This window comes from Alteromonas sp. 14N.309.X.WAT.G.H12 (genome assembly GCF_036697315.1).
GTDB lineage: Bacteria > Pseudomonadota > Gammaproteobacteria > Enterobacterales > Alteromonadaceae > Alteromonas.
The window spans coordinates 59006-75744 of sequence record NZ_JBAHZB010000008.1 but is presented as its reverse complement, the minus strand read 5'-3'; the positions used below and the strand labels follow the sequence as shown (position 1 = coordinate 75744).

The window sequence follows — 16739 nt, the reverse complement described above, 5'->3', positions numbered from 1 at the left end:
GGTTAAAACGCCGAAACGGATTTATGCAAATATACAAGAAAAGCTGGGGCAACAAAAAGCAACCATTGCCCTTGTTGATTTTTCCGAGCAGTTTATTCTTTTCTCTGCTTATCCCATTGTACATTTTGGGTATCACACTTCAAACGAAGGGCAATTATTGGCGGCATATCAGTGGTTAAGTCGCACCGGAGAGCATAAATACCTGCTGGTAGACGAACGCCTAGTCAGTGAAGAGTGTTTTGACTTAAACCAACAGATTTCTGTGGGTTATGCCCATCGTAAAAATTGGCTATTGCTCCCGGCTAGCGGGTTAAAACGTCGGTGCTTAGACAATACCACTAACGCCGTAATGTATCGCTATCCTCACGAATAGCTCACATTCGTTTTCTAGCACTTGGCGAGATAAGAAAAGCAAAAAAATGCAAGACTGCAGCCAAAGAAATAAAATCTAGTTTGCGTCAGCTTCTTTCAACCTTGTGGCCAATTGGTAATTGCCTTGGGACAGGGCGATATCGGCAACGGTGTTACCGGCAAGATCCTTGTGATGGGGATCGGCCCCCTTTTCGATGAGTTCATTAACCAATGATTGGCGGTCGAACAGGCTGGCAAACATTAGCGGGGTTTGGCCCTGGGCGTTGGTTTCATCAATATTGCAGTCTGCGAGAATAAGCTGTTTGGCAATGCTTAAATGTCCTTTGAATATTGCCCCCATCAAGGCCGTATTGCCTTTGTTGTCTTCTTGGCAAGCATTAATGTTTTCGTTGCTAAGCAGGTAAGACACGGCCTCGTTATGACCATGGTAGGCCGCTAAAATCAGTGCGGTATAGCCTTTATTATCGGCCACATTGCCATCAAGTCCCGCTTGGTAAAACGCCTCTAGCAATTCAATATTTCCTTCACGAGCGGCATCAAAATAGTGGGTTTTTAGATCATCAATGCTGGTTTGGGCGTGACAGAGGCTGGCGCTCAGCATGAAAGTCAAAACTAACAATGTGCCTTTGATGATTTGCATGGTGTCGCTCCTATTGTTGATGAACCGTTGATAACAAGTTGATTTAAGTAAAAGAGTGTCTTAAATAAGATGGTTGGTGGTTAACATTGCCCTACCCAAACGGGTAGGGCGTGCGTGTTATTACATCAAGGCAGCTAAGCTTTCCGCTACTTGCTTTGCTTTTGCGGCACGGGTGGCTTGCTCGTCCATCAGGGCTTTGGCTTCTGCACGTACTTGCGAGATAGAGACGCCCGCTAATTTCGCAACGCCAGTACCGTATTCTTTATCCGCGTTGTACATAAAGGCACTCATGATGACGCGGATTTCTTCTTCCGGTACTGTTGCTAAGGCACCACCTAAGTTGTTAATGAGGTGCATACGGCCTTCCTTATCAAGGTTGCGATAGAAGTCACCGGCTTGTTTGAAGTTTTGTTCCTTGTAGTAAGGAATTTGCTGCGTCATACCAGCAAGGGGTTTGCTTGAATAACGGTATGTTGGGTCTTCATTTAAGTCTAAGCGACGGCTAGGTTGATAGTTCACATCACGTGCTGATGAGGTGGTACGCAGCTTGCCGTGTTGCTCGTGGTTGTTAATTTCAACCTTTTTAGGGGCATTGATGGGAATACGGTAAGCATTCACACCTAAACGGTAGCGCTGGGTATCCGCATACGAGAACAAACGACCCTGTAGCATTCTGTCTTCCGACGGCTCAATGCCAGGAATTAAGTTACTAGGCGCAAAGGCGGCTTGCTCTGTTTCTTCAAAGAAGTTGTCCGGCACGCGGTTAAGTACCATACGGCCAATTTTACGGGAAGAGACTAACGACTCAGGCCAGATTTTGGTGGTATCTAACGGGTTGAAGTCGAAATCGTCTAACTGTTCTGGCTCAAGTTCTTGTAAATACAAGTCCCAAGACGCAGTTTCGCCATTTTCACCGATGCGGGTGTAAACGTCAGTGGTGTGAGGTTGAAAGTCCATACCCTGTACTTTCATCGCTTCTTCAGCGGTGAAGTTTTTAATTGGTTGGTTCGATTTCCAAGTGAATTTTACGTACTTAACGTGACCTTGCTCATCAATAAACTTGAATGCATGAACGCCTGAGCCGTCCATATTCAGGTAGCTTGCAGGTGTGCCATAATCAGAAAACAGCATGGTTAAGGTGTGGGTCGACTCTGGTACATGAGAGAAGAAGTCGAAAATACGCTTAGCATCTTGCTTGTTGGTTACCGGCGATGGCTTAAATGCGTGAACCATATCCGGGAATTTAATGGCGTCACGAATAAAGAATACCGGGAAGTTGTTACCCACTAAATCCCAGTTACCTTGTTCAGTATAAAACTTCACCGCAAAGCCACGGGGATCGCGTAGTGTCTCGGGTGACAGGTGACCGTGAACTACGGAGGAAAAGCGTACAAAGACTTCTGTTTTTTTGCCTTCGCCTTGGAAAGGAGCCGCGATGGTATCATCAGATAAGTCTTCATAGTTTTCATAGTAACCATGAATACCCACACCGCGGGCATGAACCACACGCTCGGGAATACGTTCACGATCGAAAGCTGCCAGCTTTTCAATGAGGTGAGAATCTTGTAACAGCACCGGGCCCCAAGGACCTGCGGTTTGTGAATTTTGGTTATCACCAACAGGTGCACCATTTTGACGAGTCAGCGTATCAGCTTGAATGTTCAAGCTCATGCTTATCATGCCAACGGCGACACAACTTATAATACTACGGGTAAACGATCGTTTCATTTATGCAGCTCCTGAAAGACGAGTGTTATGGGTTGGGTTTTTCTAAGCGACACAAATTTGTTTCGCTATCATAGTTATTCATATCGTGACAAAGTGATTTCGCGGGTTTAGTAACGAACGTTTTGCTTAATCAGTTTTGCTTCAATTTTGCTTTCAATAGCGCTCCTTGAAAGCTGGGAGGATTATGCGTTTTTATTTAAAACTGTTTTAACTAAATAAAGAGATGCAGTTGATAGGTTTAATAGATGTGACTAAAAGTGTGAATAGTGTTGGGGGGATCGCCACGCTTCGGTATCTTCGTGGTGGGTGAGTTTTCCGCAGAGTTGAACGCCGGTAATACCAGCCACACAGCTCACATTAGTGGCTTTGTGGTTGGTATTCTTGTAGGAATCATGGGGCCATGGGGTCGTGGGTTTTTAAGACCGACATTAAAGAGATTAACGAGTCCTTAGGCTCCGCCATCTAGAATGTCTCACCTTCGTCACCGTAAATGGCCACGGTCACCTTGCCCGTGGTATCGACGCTGGCGCGATACATGCCTTCAGAATTAAAGGGCATGGCAATGTTTCCTTTTCTGTCTAATATGATCACACCACCGGAGCCTGCTTCGGGAGATAACACCTTGTGAATGACTTCATCGCCGGCCTGCTCAATGGTTAAGCCGGCGTATTTTACGCGGCTACAAATATCGGCGGCTACATGGTTACGAATAAAGTACTCGCCGTGGCCGGTGGCAGAAACCGCACAGCTTTCGTTGTCGGCCCAAGTGCCCGCACCAATAATCGGGGAGTCACCAATACGGCCCCAACGCTTGGCCGTCATACCGCCGGTAGAGGTGCCGGCGGCAAGGTTTCCGAATTTATCTAATGCCACCGCGCCTACGGTACCGAATTTATAATCCACTACCTCAGGGTCGATATTCATGGCGTGATCGTTTTTCATTAAATTCAGCTTCACCTTTTCTAAAGCATCTTTACGGCGCTGGGTGTCAAAGGCGTCATTGGTGGTCATTTCAAGGCCATTGGCCTGAGCAAAGGCATCTGCCCCAGCGCCGCTTAGCATAACGTGTACCGATTCGTTCATCACTAACTGCGCCGCGGCAATGGGGCTTTTGGTGTGTTTTACTCCCGCCACTGCGCCGGCTTGTTTGTCTTGGCCGCGCATAATGGAGGCATCCAATTCGTGCTCGCCATCCCAGGTGTAAACCGCGCCATAGCCGGCATTAAATAAAGGTGATGCTTCCATAACCTGAATGGCGGTGATTACCGCTTCTTCGCTGGTGCCACCTTTTTCTAATACGGCATAACCGGCTTTTACTGATTCGGTTAATTTAGCGCGATATTGGGCCTCTTGTTCATCTGACAAATTGGCCTTTGTAATGGTGCCTGCGCCGCCGTGTATCACCAAAGCAATGGGCGGCTCGGACTTGGCAAAAGCGCTAAGGGCAAATAAGGTGAGTATAAAAAGTAGTGTGTGTTTCATAAACGTTCTCGTTTTTTTGTTGGGGCGAATTAGAACAACGGGTTTGCCAATTTATCATAGCTAGCGATTTTTTATGATGTGGTATTTTTTACGCTAGCGTAAGTTCTGCTGCGGTCTTGGTTTTTTCAATCACTTACCTTAACCGTGTTCGGTCTGATTGAAAGTCAAAAAACAAAAAGCCCAACAAAGAAATACCTTTGCTGGGCTGTGCTTTTTATATAACGTGTTATGGATTAAAAATCGACTTTCACTTTTAATGCCACCGTGCGTGGTTCACCAATTCTCAGGCCGCCGTAGGAGTCGGCTGCGGCCCAGTATTCTTTATCGAACAGGTTGTCGACGCTACCGATGAGTGTTACGGGAACGTCATTGATTTTGGTCGAGTAGCTACCACCACCGTATACTAGGGTGTAGGAAGGTAATTCCCAGTAATTATTCGAGTCTAATGTGGTTCTGCCGTGGTATTTAGCCCCCAGATTCACCGTTAACCCGGGTATGGCAGCAACGTTATAGTTGGTTTGTATGCTGAACTGTGATTTCGGCGTACCTGCTACTCTATTACCTTCCGTACTATCACTGGTTTTATCGTATTCTGTATCTAACAGCATGGCTTCACCATACAGTGCCAAATTCTCAGTAACATCCATCGCAGCACTAAGTTCAAGGCCTTGATAAATGCTGACCCCTTCTTGTACCAGATAGTTATCATCGGTGACTAAGGTGGCCCCGCGTTCTATACGAAAGAGTACAGAGGTCATTGACCAACCATTGCCGGATGTTTTCATACCTAGTTCATATTGTAAGCTTTCTAATGGCTCAAGCATTTCGTCAGCATTTTCGTAGCTATCACCCACAGTAGAGGTTTGGCCTTCAATGGATTCGACATAGCTGGCGTAGTAGGTAGTGTCCGCATTCGGCTTAAACATCAATGCGAAAGTGGGGGTTACTGCGGTATCGTCATAATGGTCGTGGGTAGAAAAATATGCACTTGGCGTATGCTCAATGCCATTTGAACGCACACCAACCAAGGCTTCCCATTCGTCACTAAGTTGAATGAAGTCACTTACAAACACCGAGTCTTGGGTATCAATCCAGGCAACGCGAACATCTTTTTGTAGTTCAGCTGTGTAGGTGGGTAAATCCACATCGTCGAACAAGTTGTCTGTGCCATAATCCCAGGTTACCAAGCGGCCGTAATCACCGCCATCATTACGGTAAGTGGTGGCTTTTTGGTGAGTCGCACCAATCACAATATTATGAGTAATGCTGCCGGTTTGTACGTCACCGCTTAATATGCCTTGAATCTGTGTATAGGCAACGTCAAAGTATTGTTCATACAAGGCGACATCAAAATCCCCTTCACTATTGAGCAGATAGTCGAGATTTTTTACCCAGCGGGTTTCATTTTTGGAGTAATCATAATCAATATGGGCTTGCCAGTTATCGTTAATGGTCCAGTTCAAACTGGTTAACGCGATCATATTTTTATATTTGTCGAAAGTACCGTCTACGGCTAAATTGCGAGAGCCGCTTACAGTGTCGGGTAATGAATCTGTGCTATCTAAGGAATTGTTCAGGTAGGTCCAGGAATTTTCGACTAAGCGATCATTATAAATAAGATCCACTGTCCACGATAAGGAATCAGTGATGTTGGTATCAAAGGCTAATGACGCGGTTTCACGATCGATGCTACCGCCATCTATATAAGTATCGCCTTTTTCTTTTACCAGGTTTACTCTTACGCCGTAATCGTCATTTTCGCCAAAACGTTGGCTGGCATCAATGTGTCCACTCAATACGCTGTCACTGCGGTAACCGATATTGGCGTTCGCAAAATCGCCAGTGGCTCTTTTGGTCTCGTAGTTTACAATACCGCCAGGTGCGGCCATGCCATACATAAAGCCAGTTGACCCTTTTAACAAGGTGACTTGTTCGAAGGCTTCATAAGGCAGCTCACCGCTAAAACTGTTAATGGACAAACCATTTACTTTAAAACTTTGGGTATAGTCTAAGGCCAAGCCACGAACACGCAGGGTATTTCCAAAAGCACTATAAGCACTGCCGTCTACCGATACGGAAGCTTCACGGCTGAACAAACTATCAAGGGTATTTACCTGACGTATTTCCATATCCTCTAGCGAAATAACATCCACGGAGAAGGGGGTATCAAGCACAGAACGATTGCCCAAAGCGCCGCCATTATTTTCAGTGCTAAGTTCATTGATTTTGTGCCCAACCACGCTGATAACTTCAAGGCTTTCATCAGTGTTGTCGTCATTATCATCAGCCGCGAAAGAGGAAAAGCTACTTAACATCAAAGCGGCAGAACAGGCTAGGGTGAGTTGACTTTTCTTGAAGGCAAGTCGTGAGTTATCCATTGAGTGCTCCATATTTTTACAAAGAGAGTGAACCGTAATTAACGTTATTATTATTTTGGTCGATTCATGCAGGTGTTGAAAAACGGGCAGAATACTACATCAAATGATAATCATTACCAATTGTATTTACGTGTTCTCTACAAAAAATGGTATGGATAGGTGGAAAAAGGCAGGGCGCGAGGCTTACAAAACCTTCGCGCCCTAGGAAGCGAGGCTTCTGGTTACGGTTGTTTTTCTCCGTCCTTATAAAAACTTTCGCCGCTTTTAATGCCGTCTTCGTAAACTATGCGTTTACCGTCTCGTGCACCGTTTTTCCGCTCTTCGAATAATGTCAGTGCACCATTATCGGCGAAGGCATATTGAGGGCCGTTTAATTTGCCGTTTTTATAATGTAAATCGAAAACCACATAACCCTGGGGATTATAGCCTAGCCATCGCCCCACTTTATGGTCATGTTTATAGGTTCCATGCCAAATGCGATTTCCATCTTTTTCGACCCAATCTCCGTCTTTTTTGCCTTGGTTATACATGCCAAAGGTTGCTTTGGTTCCATCGCTATCGAAAGAGGCATACTCGCCGTGTTTTTTTCCATCTACATAATGCTCTTTAACAATGAGCGCTTGGGTATTTCTGTTTTGTACAGTGCGCACCCCATCTAATGTTCCCGCATTCGAATAGGTTTCCAGGATAATGTCGCCGTTTGAATTGGTGTCGCGCCATTGGCCTATTTTAAGCCCGTTTTTGTACCGGCCTTTTATGGCTTCATTGCCTTCATCGCCTTCGCTGTACATACCATCGCGCTTACCATTGGTCATATTTTCAATAATGGAAAACCCTTCATGGTAAAGGCGTTGCCGCCCTTCTTTGCCGTAGTGATTTACTTCCTCTAGTGAGATCAATTTGCCATCTTCGATACCTTCTCGTTTAACCAGTTTATATGGCAGGTTTGCACTGCGATAAAACCCACGATGGGGATCGTGTACCCCGGCGGCAATAAAGGTTTTTACTTCGCCTAACTCCCATGTGGTTTCTTTTAAACCTGATGGATAACCATCGATATCAATGGGAATGGTTTCTTGGCGTAACATACCTTCGGTGGTCCATTCTCTTTCTTCGATGAATTTGCCGTTTTCAGTTCGTTGGGTTTCACGCACTAATACGCCGTTTCGGCTCCAGCGTTTGGTGGTGAGTACTTCTTTATTTTGTTTATAATGGGTGACAGCATTAAGAGCGCCGTTGTCGTAGTACTGCTTGGCAACACCTTCTCGTTTACCGTTAACGTAGGGAACTTCCTCTTGCAGGTAACCGTCTTTGCTGCGCATTACTGCGCGGCCAGTAAAACCGTCGCCTAGACGATAAAGTACCCGTGATAATAACCCTAACTTTCGTTCTTCGGCCACTTGGGTGCCGGTAAACGTGCCACGTGCAATAACGGGGTTTGTGCTTTGTAAGGTAACGATTAACTCACCGGCTTCATCATATACCGGTAGGGTATACACGCCGTCATTATCAGGCTCAACATCACTTTCGTAGTGGTAGCGGTAATTGATTTCATTTTTAGTTGGGCTTAAATTTACGTCCAAGTATTCAGTGGCAGCATAGGCTGCAATAGGAAATGCCAAGTAAAGTACCAAGCCGTATTTTAATAGGTTCTTCATTATTCATCCCCTGTAGGTAGATCAGGAAACGTCACACTGAATTCATGTTCAACAGGTTGCTCTACGATGACGGCGGCTTGTACCGTTTTGGGTACCCCAGCAATGCGTAGCGTGTTATTAGGAAACAAAACGGCCTTAATAGGAGTGGACGGTGATACCACCTGTTCTTTGTCCAATGGCATTAGACTAAGGGCTTTGCCCTTTGCATCGAAAAAGCGATAATCCGCAAAAATATCTCCCACCGTGTTAACGTTTTTATTAAGTGATAGGGCATCCATAGACACGACCCAGGGCGTGGATTCATTTAACGGAAATGTGGCAGGTTTCCAAGAACGGGTTTTAGAACAGGAAAGAGAGACTTTACGTTCGCCTAAACCATAAAAATACTGCCTTATCCCATCTTCAGTTTGCAGTAATAGTGCACTGGGGTGGTCAAAGCTATTCTGCTTTTCACTGACTGCAAAAATTAATGGTGAACCTTGCTCTTCAGCCTGGGGAGAAAGCGTTGCTGAGCAAAAATCAATTTGTGGTTGTCCCAGTGTTAGCTTAAGTTGGCCGTGTTTTACACTAGCCGCTGTCATGGCTTCTACGTTTGTATCGGGTGGGTCTTGTTTAAAAAGATAAGATGTTTGCGGCTTGAAATTAGGGTTAAAGCGTTTTGCATCGACGGTATAAAATGTGACTTGTTGAGTGGCTTCAGGTTTATCCGCTGACCGCTTTAAAATAAAGTTTAACGTCGAAGGGAGGGCTTCACTGCGTATCAAAACGCGGTAGGCTTCTTCATAAGGACTTGCCTGATAGCGCACATTACTTTCTTCGGCAGTAAGCCACTGGGGGGCTTTAGGGTAGGCCCGAAACTGTACTTCTACAGATTGTTGTTTTGAAAAATTAAAGAAAAGCCGGTCTTTTGCTTGCCCTTTAAAGGTCAGTGCATAAACGTTGCTATCGTCGGTAGGTGTAATATCGATGGTTACCCCTTTGTCGCTATACTGGCCAGTGTGGTCGTCATTTATCGGCACGTCTACCATGAATGACGTGTCTGGATACCAAGCCACCTGGGTTTTCACGCTGGCCACGGTGTCGGTGATATTGGATAAATCACCTGGGCCGATAAAGTGAATTGTGGAGTGACTTATTTTTCCTTCGTCTTTGTAGTTATTATAAGAGTAGGTTTCGCTTATTTGAAAAGGCGACGTTATTCGCTGACTATTCTTGTCAAAAATTTGTGGGTCGCTGATGACCACTCTGCCTAAAAAACCATTCTTATTAACGGCATGGGCTAGCTCCAAAGTCAACGCGCCGTCGTCTAGTTCAACCGTTCCATCTTGCTGACTAAAAACCTTGCTGGCATCCCTAATCGAGATAATTTCCTTGGTTGGTGCTGAGTCTGCTATTTCCGTCCATCTATTTGACCATTGTGCTCGCATTGTAGGTAAATAGGCAATGTGCCCATCAGACACCTTGTTGGTGACTTCTGTTGAACGCAGATGAATCACTTTTCCTTGAATGGTTTTCTCGATATTGGTTGTCACTACCTGATTGACAATCCATCCAGATGCACGCTCTATCTGCGCAAGCCCGGCGACCTGGCCGTTAGCTGATGTGCCTTCGAAGCTAACCCAAATGTCGCTATCGGTTACTTTAGTCACGGTAAAGGCAACATCGGCAATGCCTTTAACGTTGCCACGAGTTTGCCATCCTTTCTCTGGGCTTAACGATACGGTGAGGTTAGGTTGACTGATTTGATCCATCATACTTGCCAAACTACCGCCCAGTACATTACGCAAGTTATCTTTTAGGCTTTGTTGGGGGCTACTTACATCAACAAGCGCACCGGTTTCGCTGTTAATAATCATATCGACACCGGCCGCCATTTGATTCAACAGAGCTGGAGGAAGCCCTCCCTCCTTTGCGCTACTAAATTCTTGAGATCCTATTCTCATGTCTAAGCGGTTAGGCTCAATATGCAGTGTTAAATTATCGCCTTGATGGTCGCTCACTTTATATTCCGCGTAGCTATTAACGTGAAAATCCTGTGAGTTTATTTCTGGTGACGATAATTCTAGCGACTGAATTCTATTGTAAAAACGGTGCTCTCCCACGTCGGGATTAAAAACCACACGATCATTGGTGCATCCGCAGAGCAAAGTAAGTATCGAAAAAGTGAAAAAGTAGATATATGAACGCATAAAATTCCGTTATTTAGCTATATGAGAAGTGCGATATGGCAAACGCGAGGCGTAAAAGAAGAGGGGTGAGTCAATACAGACCACAGCCACAAATGAATTATAGAATGAGGTAAAGTGCATTCCCTTCGTCTTAGGCAATGGTTCGCTAAGACGAAGGGAATAGGGTATCAGTGGTGAGAAGGCAAATAAAGGGTACGGAGCGCTCCTAAGGTAGCGAAAGCCTAAAAAACCTTCAATAGGCGGTCAATTCCTTTTGACTATCTGGTTACTACCGTCTAATTATTTGCTTTTTTGTCAGAGGCTTTTTCTATATCAGGCGCTCTGTTGTCGTTGCCTTCTGGAGCTGCGCCCTCATTGCTACCCTCTTCTTCGCTGCGTGTTTCGTTGCTTCTAAGATCGAAGGTATCCTTGTTTGTTTTCATGTTCACATATTCTTCGCTTACACCGATATTAGCGGTAAGTACGGTCAGGAATTTGGTATCTTGGCAACATTCATTAATAAGATCTTCTAAGTCGCAAAGTTCTTCACCATCCAGAAAGTAAAGGCTTTGGGCTAACTCTTCAATTTCTTTAGATAGCAGTGCTCTTCCCGCCTCGGAGTAAGGCTTTTCTACTTCGGCACGCTTACTCTCCAAGTACTGCTTAACGGTATCTTTTGTGGGCAAAGAGCCAAGCATTAACGCAAGAGTGACAAAACCGGCATTATCCGTGGTAGGACGGCCATCTGATTTTGTTCTGTAAAGCAGTAACCCTAGCAGTAGCCATGCGGCATCAGAAATTTGAAACTCTTTGTCTTTATCAGAAGAAAAACGGGTACCTTCGGCTTTTAAAAGGCGAATGAGATCTTTACGGTAGTGATCAATCAGATCCAATGCGCGCAGTTCCATCACGCCAATACCAAAGTTTCGGGTGCCTAACCCTTTGGTAATATCCAGTATTTCGAAAAAGACCTGATTCTTTTTAACCACGTTAATAAGGTCTGTTTGGGTCGTGTTAATGGATTGCGGGTTTTGGTGATAGTGTTGAAAAAACTGAGAAATAAAGGATTCGCCTTTACTCCTATTTTTAATCACTGTGGTGTCTTTATTGTTTTCTGTACCGGCTTTTTCAATATACCGAAGCACATCACGAAACGCTGAGTTTTGAAAACTTTCTTCAATGGTTTTTACCAAGTGTGCCAGCTTTTCTTCCAGCGTATCTTGTAGTGCCGCTTTTCTTTTTGCTAATTGCTGTAATGCTCCATCATTATTTGAACGTTTACTGAAGGCATTCCAAAGGTAATTGTCTTCGTAGGTTAGCATGCCGCTACGTTCTAGCTCTTTGGCAAACAGGATCACCGCAGCACAGGCCCGTTTGGCATCAATAATCGATTGGTTTAGCGAAGAGTTAAGTTGAGATACCTGTTCAACCTGCGCTTCCATCATTTTGACTTGCTCTCTGATGGAGTCATTTTCCTGAATGGTTTTGGCTAATCCGGCAATGCGTATTGCTACCATGGCGCCTGCAAAACCTAGTGCCCAACCGCCCAAAGCGTCGAAAAGACCAGTATCTTCTTGTGACAAGTGGGGGCGTAATAGTGCTTCGGGAAGTAACCTTAACTGTACAGTTAGCCAAAAAAGAAAAAACGTGACCGCACCAAAAAACAGCGTCCAACCAATCAGTTCCACTTCATGACGGTTCGATAAGGTCCTTTTGAGCCAGCTTATTTTTCGAGCTTTTGCATTCGCCATATCCTTAAATCCCGTTCTGTTCTTGAGGATCATCGTTTTGTTTGACAATCGCTTCAATGGCCGTTTTCTGCTCATCGGTAAGCTTACCTAGCTTGTCTTCAAGGGACCTCAACCAATCCCGATCTGCGATGGTTTTTTTGTGCTGATTGATGAGGGCTTTGAGTTTTATCTCAGCCGCTTCGCTGTCTGTGAGTAATACCGAAAATATTTCTTCGTGGGCGCGCTCAGTAAATTGAAGAATAAAAGCCACGATACGATGTACTTGGGTCGTGTGAACAACCCCTTTACCGAGGGGAATATCGATGGATATTTTTAATTCGCCGTCGGCGGGATCAAGAGACATGGACAAAAATTTGTATTCAAACTGATACCAAGCCATAACCGAGGCAATAAGGCTGTATTCGGTTTTATCTAAATCAAACTTAAACATCCAGGGTGTTTCGAACCTAAGTAAGTCGTCATCGGAGTAGTCGATAACAAGCTGCAGGCTATGCTCACCACTTCGGTTGGCATATTGTTCCGTTGAAAACCCAAATATAAAACGTTTGTTTTTCTCGTCGTGGTTGTATTTATAGTCTTTTTCTTTGAAGTATTGCAGAACAACTTTGTCAGCGCTCTCCGCTACAATTTGTGTCACTTCCTGAGTTTGTGGCTCACTTTCAACGGGTTCATCCGGTATATCTTTAACGGTTTCATGGGCATTGGCCACCAACCCCATTAATAGACTATCTGCGGTTTCGGTAAGGCTGGTAAATTGCTCCGCAAAATTCGCTGGCTCGACCTCGGTGGCATCGTATACTACGGCAAAACCGTCGGAATCGATGATGATGACTAAACCCGAATTTTCATCTTCTGTTTGGATCTTTTCTTTCTCTTTTACGCGCAGAAATTTCTTTGCTAGGTTGGTAAATGCGCCGTCGTCATAGATGTTGAAAAACAGGTGAGCTTTGGTATCGCTACCATAAACACTAATGGACAGTGGTAGTGTATTCTCTTGTGCTTGACGGCTAATCGTATAGGGTGATTCTGTTTTTACAGACCAGTTTTCATGTTGCTCTGCGATTTGACCGAGAAGTACAGAATAGTCCTGCATCAAGCTCATAAATTCATCCTTTTATCATTTGGGCGTGTGGTTAAGTGACCAGTAAAGGGGAGGTACAAACCCGACAGGACTTAGTCATTTGGTGTGATAACTCCATTAAACGTAAAAAACAGCCATAATTCAAACCATTAAACGTGTACTAGTTATATTGACCAATACGTTATACTCCCCGCGACACTGTAATACGGTGCAGGGGCGTGACACTATGTCCCCCTTTCCATCGGCGTCTATTAAGGATCATCTACTTGAGAACCCTACTGCTTTTCGCTAAACATATTGCCACCAATGAAAACAGCGATAAGCTTTGTCGCGAACATCTTGCCTCGGCTTTCTTGTGTTTAATGCCATACGTTGTTGACGGTAATAACGCTATTTATAAAAAGCTTAGCGATGTTTTATTGCCCGCAGATGTCAGCATTGAAGCCATGGCCGATAAAAATCGCCCTCATGCCAATAATGCAGTACTGCAAAGCATGGTAAGACGGCCCATCCTGCCTTTTTCTTCTGGGCTTTCCACCATCCTCGATAGCGTGCGTCCACTGGCATCGACTGACGATTGGATAAACAGTTTGGTCTTGTTTCAATTACCGGAAGAAACCTCGGATTATCGTGAGCAGTTGCAGAAATTAGAGCAACTAAAGACCACCTTGCTAGGTGAAGTATACGGCCAAGATGACGCGGTGGAGTTTCTCATCGACAGCTTGGTGAAAGGGCTGTGGCAGCCAGCACAAAACCGGCCCCAAGGACTTTTTTTCTTTGCCGGCCCACCGGCATCGGGCAAAACGTTTTTGGCCGAACGGTTTGCTCAGAATCTAAATGGCGACTATCGGTACAAGTTATTTGATATGACCCAATACACCAATGCCAACGAAAGTTTTGGTTTGGTGGGAGCGAAAAAAACTTACGACAGTTCGGCACCCGGGGATCTCACCGCTTTTGTTGAAAAGCATCCCAAGTCTGTGATTGTGTTCGATGAGTTTGAAAAAGCCCATACACAAGTGTTACTGACTTTACTGCGCATGCTTTCGGCAGGTTTTATAACCGACGAATACACCCAACGGGATGTGGATTTTCGTCAAACCATAGTGGTGTTTACTTCAAATCTTGGTAGTGCGTTATACGAAAAGCCGGATTATCTAAGTCGCATTGAAAGTCGGCCGGACAAAGCGCGGGCCGCCATGATGAGCCAATTGCGAGACGAAACTAAAATAGAGCGCGACCGTCAGGTAAAAGCCATACCACCGGAATTGTTATCACGGTTGTCACAGGGAAGCATTGTCCTGTTTAAAACCTTGGGTGTCGATGAACTAATGCAAGTGGCGTATAAGCAACTGGCTACCGATTTTAAACATTTTACCGCTAAAAGCCGCATTCAATTTTCTAAGCCCGATGACAATGTGGTTCGCCTGCTGCTGACTACCTTTGCACCTTTTTTCGATATCCGTGACATCAAGGCCAATATCAGCAGTAAAGTGCTCGACCCCATTACCGATTATCTTCGTATTCATCCGCAAACCGATATAAAACGAGTAAACGTCACCCTTGGGGAAGATGTGATAGCCCTGTTTGAAAGTGCGACCCGAGCCTCTCAAATTCAAGCATTAAAAATACGTCATCAAATATTTTTAGCCGATGTAAATTGCCATGAAAGTCACGATTTACTTACCGTGACCTTTTTAAACCCCAAAAGCGAACGATTGGTGCATGCCAATGATGTAAGTGAAAGTGGGGGCATTGTATTAGATATACCCCAATTAGGCTTTGACGATATTGCCGGGCACGAGGTGGTGAAAGCGCGTTTAAAAGAAACCATTAATATTATTCGTCATGGCGATGAGTTAGCCAAAGCCGGTGTGACACCGCCCAAAGGTATGGTGTTACACGGGCCGCCAGGCACAGGGAAAACCACCCTAGCACGGGCGTTAGCCAGTGAGGCGGGCATGCCCATTGCCACTTGTACCGGTAATGAATTGCTGTCTGATAACTTTATGAAAACGCTGTTTCAACGAGTAAGAAAATACGCGCCCTGTATTTTGTTTATTGATGAAATTGACGCGCTTCCCAAACGGGGGGAAGCCGGGCCAAGAGCCGATGCCCTTATTAACCGCTTGCTCACAGAAATTGATGGTTTTAATCAAAGCCGCGCTCCGGTATTCATTGTGGCTGCCACCAACCGAATGGAGAAGCTAGATGAAGCTTTACTACGCTCAGGTCGGCTTGATCTACATGTGCGGGTGCCTTTTTTAGATAAATCTGCACGCCGATGGTTTATCCATAAATTCTTGCGTTATGAAGGTTACGATAGCGATATTAAGGTGGACGTGATTGTCTCGCTCACCGCCGGTATGAGCGGCGCTGATTTAGAAAAAATTCATCGCGAAGCGGTATTGCGACGACTCAGTGAAGGTTTAAACAAAATCACACAGTCTGTGCTGGTAGAAGAAATTAATATTCTCAAATATGGCGCTAAACGCTCGTTAGATAACTGCGAGAAAATGCTAGCAGAAACGGCTTATCATGAGGCGGGTCATGCAGTGATTTCCAAAGTGCTTATGCCCGATCGGGTGATTGAGCAAATCAGTGTGGTACCCCGAGAACAATCTTTGGGTATGGTGGCTTATAGCAATGATCAAGTGGTGGATTACACCAAGCAGTTTTGGTTTTCACGTACCTGTGTTGCGTTGGCAGGACGGGCTGCACAGGTGAAACAATTTGGCGACGATGGACTCGATACTGGCGCGAGCAGCGATTTAAGAAATGCCATGTGGTCAGCCTGGTCCGCCATTGCCAAATACGGCATGCATCCTGACAGCTACAACATGGATATTACTGTGTTAAAAGAAATATCTAAAGAAACCTATTTTCAACAGCAAACCGAAACATTAATCAAGCAGTGGATGGATGAAGCGACACAAACAACAGACATGTTGATTGCCCAGCATTGGCAATCCATACATGTTGTTGCTCAGGCGCTGCTCGAAAAAGAAGTGTTGTCTGAGGCACAGTTTATGAGTCTTATTGCCGCTTAGAGGTTGGTTTTAGGTAGCCATAGTTGAGGAAGATAAAACGAGGCGAGTACCGCAAAAGTTGTGGGTTACTCGCCCGTTGGGCAATTATCTTTGCATAAGCCGCATTTAAGTAGCCTTCACGGGTGCCCATTCGGGCTTTTCACCTTCTTTGCGTGTAGGCATAAGATCTTCTGGGCGCAACAACGATTCGGACATCACATAATCTTGCGGCAACACATTTATTGCGTAAATTTTTCAATTAACCTGTTAAATAGAAGCAATAGCTTTGTTTGACGGCGTCTTTTATATTTTCTGGAAATAGCTCTAGCCCAGAGCGTGTGGGATGTACCGGTGTGTACAGATTCTTGGTGTGGTTCGTGCTCCTTTTTCATCATCGGCAAACCTTGCAGTAAGGTTCAGCTGACGTATTACATTGACATGTATATCAAGAA

9 protein-coding genes and 1 pseudogene are annotated in these 16739 nt (G+C 45.0%); 2 read left to right on the top strand and 8 right to left on the bottom strand.

Translation table 11 applies throughout. The features are described 5' to 3' along the window. Positions 1 to 373 (top strand): annotated as a pseudogene (locus V5298_RS05200) (glycosyltransferase family 39 protein); the annotation flags it as partial. Positions 374 to 448: 75 nt separating this feature from the next. Here the strand turns inward: V5298_RS05200 and V5298_RS05195 are convergent. The 8 genes from V5298_RS05195 to V5298_RS05160 all read right to left on the bottom strand — a co-directional run bounded on the left by V5298_RS05195 (position 449) and on the right by V5298_RS05160 (position 13279). Beyond that, positions 449 to 1012 carry an ankyrin repeat domain-containing protein gene (locus V5298_RS05195; RefSeq protein ID WP_332930411.1) on the bottom strand — a complete coding sequence of 188 codons (564 nt, stop codon included), beginning with the start codon at positions 1010 to 1012 and terminating at the stop codon, positions 449 to 451. Positions 1013 to 1132: 120 nt separating this feature from the next. Further along, complete coding sequence (locus V5298_RS05190) at positions 1133 to 2692, bottom strand: catalase (RefSeq protein WP_416351148.1); 1560 nt, start codon at positions 2690 to 2692, stop codon at positions 1133 to 1135. Between the two features lie 510 nt (positions 2693 to 3202). After that, positions 3203 to 4222, bottom strand: coding sequence for an isoaspartyl peptidase/L-asparaginase (locus V5298_RS05185; protein WP_332930409.1), 1020 nt, complete (start codon positions 4220 to 4222; stop codon positions 3203 to 3205). 233 nt (positions 4223 to 4455) lie between these two features. Further along, on the bottom strand, positions 4456 to 6600 hold the full coding sequence (locus V5298_RS05180) for a TonB-dependent siderophore receptor (protein WP_332930408.1): 2145 nt from the start codon (positions 6598 to 6600) through the stop codon (positions 4456 to 4458). A 221-nt stretch (positions 6601 to 6821) separates the two neighbouring features. Further along, positions 6822 to 8258: a hypothetical protein gene (locus V5298_RS05175; RefSeq protein ID WP_332930407.1), complete on the bottom strand. Its 1437-nt coding sequence runs from the start codon at positions 8256 to 8258 to the stop codon at positions 6822 to 6824. Continuing rightward, positions 8258 to 10447: a hypothetical protein gene (locus tag V5298_RS05170; protein ID WP_332930406.1), complete on the bottom strand. Its 2190-nt coding sequence runs from the start codon at positions 10445 to 10447 to the stop codon at positions 8258 to 8260. The genes V5298_RS05175 and V5298_RS05170 overlap by 1 nt, the downstream gene beginning before the upstream one ends. A 275-nt stretch (positions 10448 to 10722) precedes the next feature. Then, positions 10723 to 12177, bottom strand: a complete 1455-nt coding sequence (locus tag V5298_RS05165; RefSeq protein ID WP_332930405.1) for a hypothetical protein — start codon at positions 12175 to 12177, stop codon at positions 10723 to 10725. A 4-nt stretch (positions 12178 to 12181) separates the two neighbouring features. Further along, positions 12182 to 13279, bottom strand: coding sequence for a hypothetical protein (locus V5298_RS05160; RefSeq protein ID WP_332930404.1), 1098 nt, complete (start codon positions 13277 to 13279; stop codon positions 12182 to 12184). A gap of 245 nt (positions 13280 to 13524) precedes the next feature. On the opposite strand from V5298_RS05160, the gene V5298_RS05155 reads away from it, so the two are divergent. Next, positions 13525 to 16308: an AAA family ATPase gene (locus V5298_RS05155; protein ID WP_332930403.1), complete on the top strand. Its 2784-nt coding sequence runs from the start codon at positions 13525 to 13527 to the stop codon at positions 16306 to 16308. Positions 16309 to 16739: the final 431 nt, after the last annotated feature.

Coding starts and splice junctions, on each gene's coding strand:
- V5298_RS05185 (WP_332930409.1), bottom strand. CDS start 4,222: ATGAAACACACACTACTTTTTATACTCACCTTATTTGCCCTTAGCGCT.
- V5298_RS05165 (WP_332930405.1), bottom strand. CDS start 12,177: ATGGCGAATGCAAAAGCTCGAAAAATAAGCTGGCTCAAAAGGACCTTA.
- V5298_RS05170 (WP_332930406.1), bottom strand. CDS start 10,447: ATGCGTTCATATATCTACTTTTTCACTTTTTCGATACTTACTTTGCTC.
- V5298_RS05160 (WP_332930404.1), bottom strand. CDS start 13,279: ATGAGCTTGATGCAGGACTATTCTGTACTTCTCGGTCAAATCGCAGAG.
- V5298_RS05175 (WP_332930407.1), bottom strand. CDS start 8,258: ATGAAGAACCTATTAAAATACGGCTTGGTACTTTACTTGGCATTTCCT.
- V5298_RS05180 (WP_332930408.1), bottom strand. CDS start 6,600: ATGGATAACTCACGACTTGCCTTCAAGAAAAGTCAACTCACCCTAGCC.
- V5298_RS05195 (WP_332930411.1), bottom strand. CDS start 1,012: ATGCAAATCATCAAAGGCACATTGTTAGTTTTGACTTTCATGCTGAGC.
- V5298_RS05190 (WP_416351148.1), bottom strand. CDS start 2,692: ATGATAAGCATGAGCTTGAACATTCAAGCTGATACGCTGACTCGTCAA.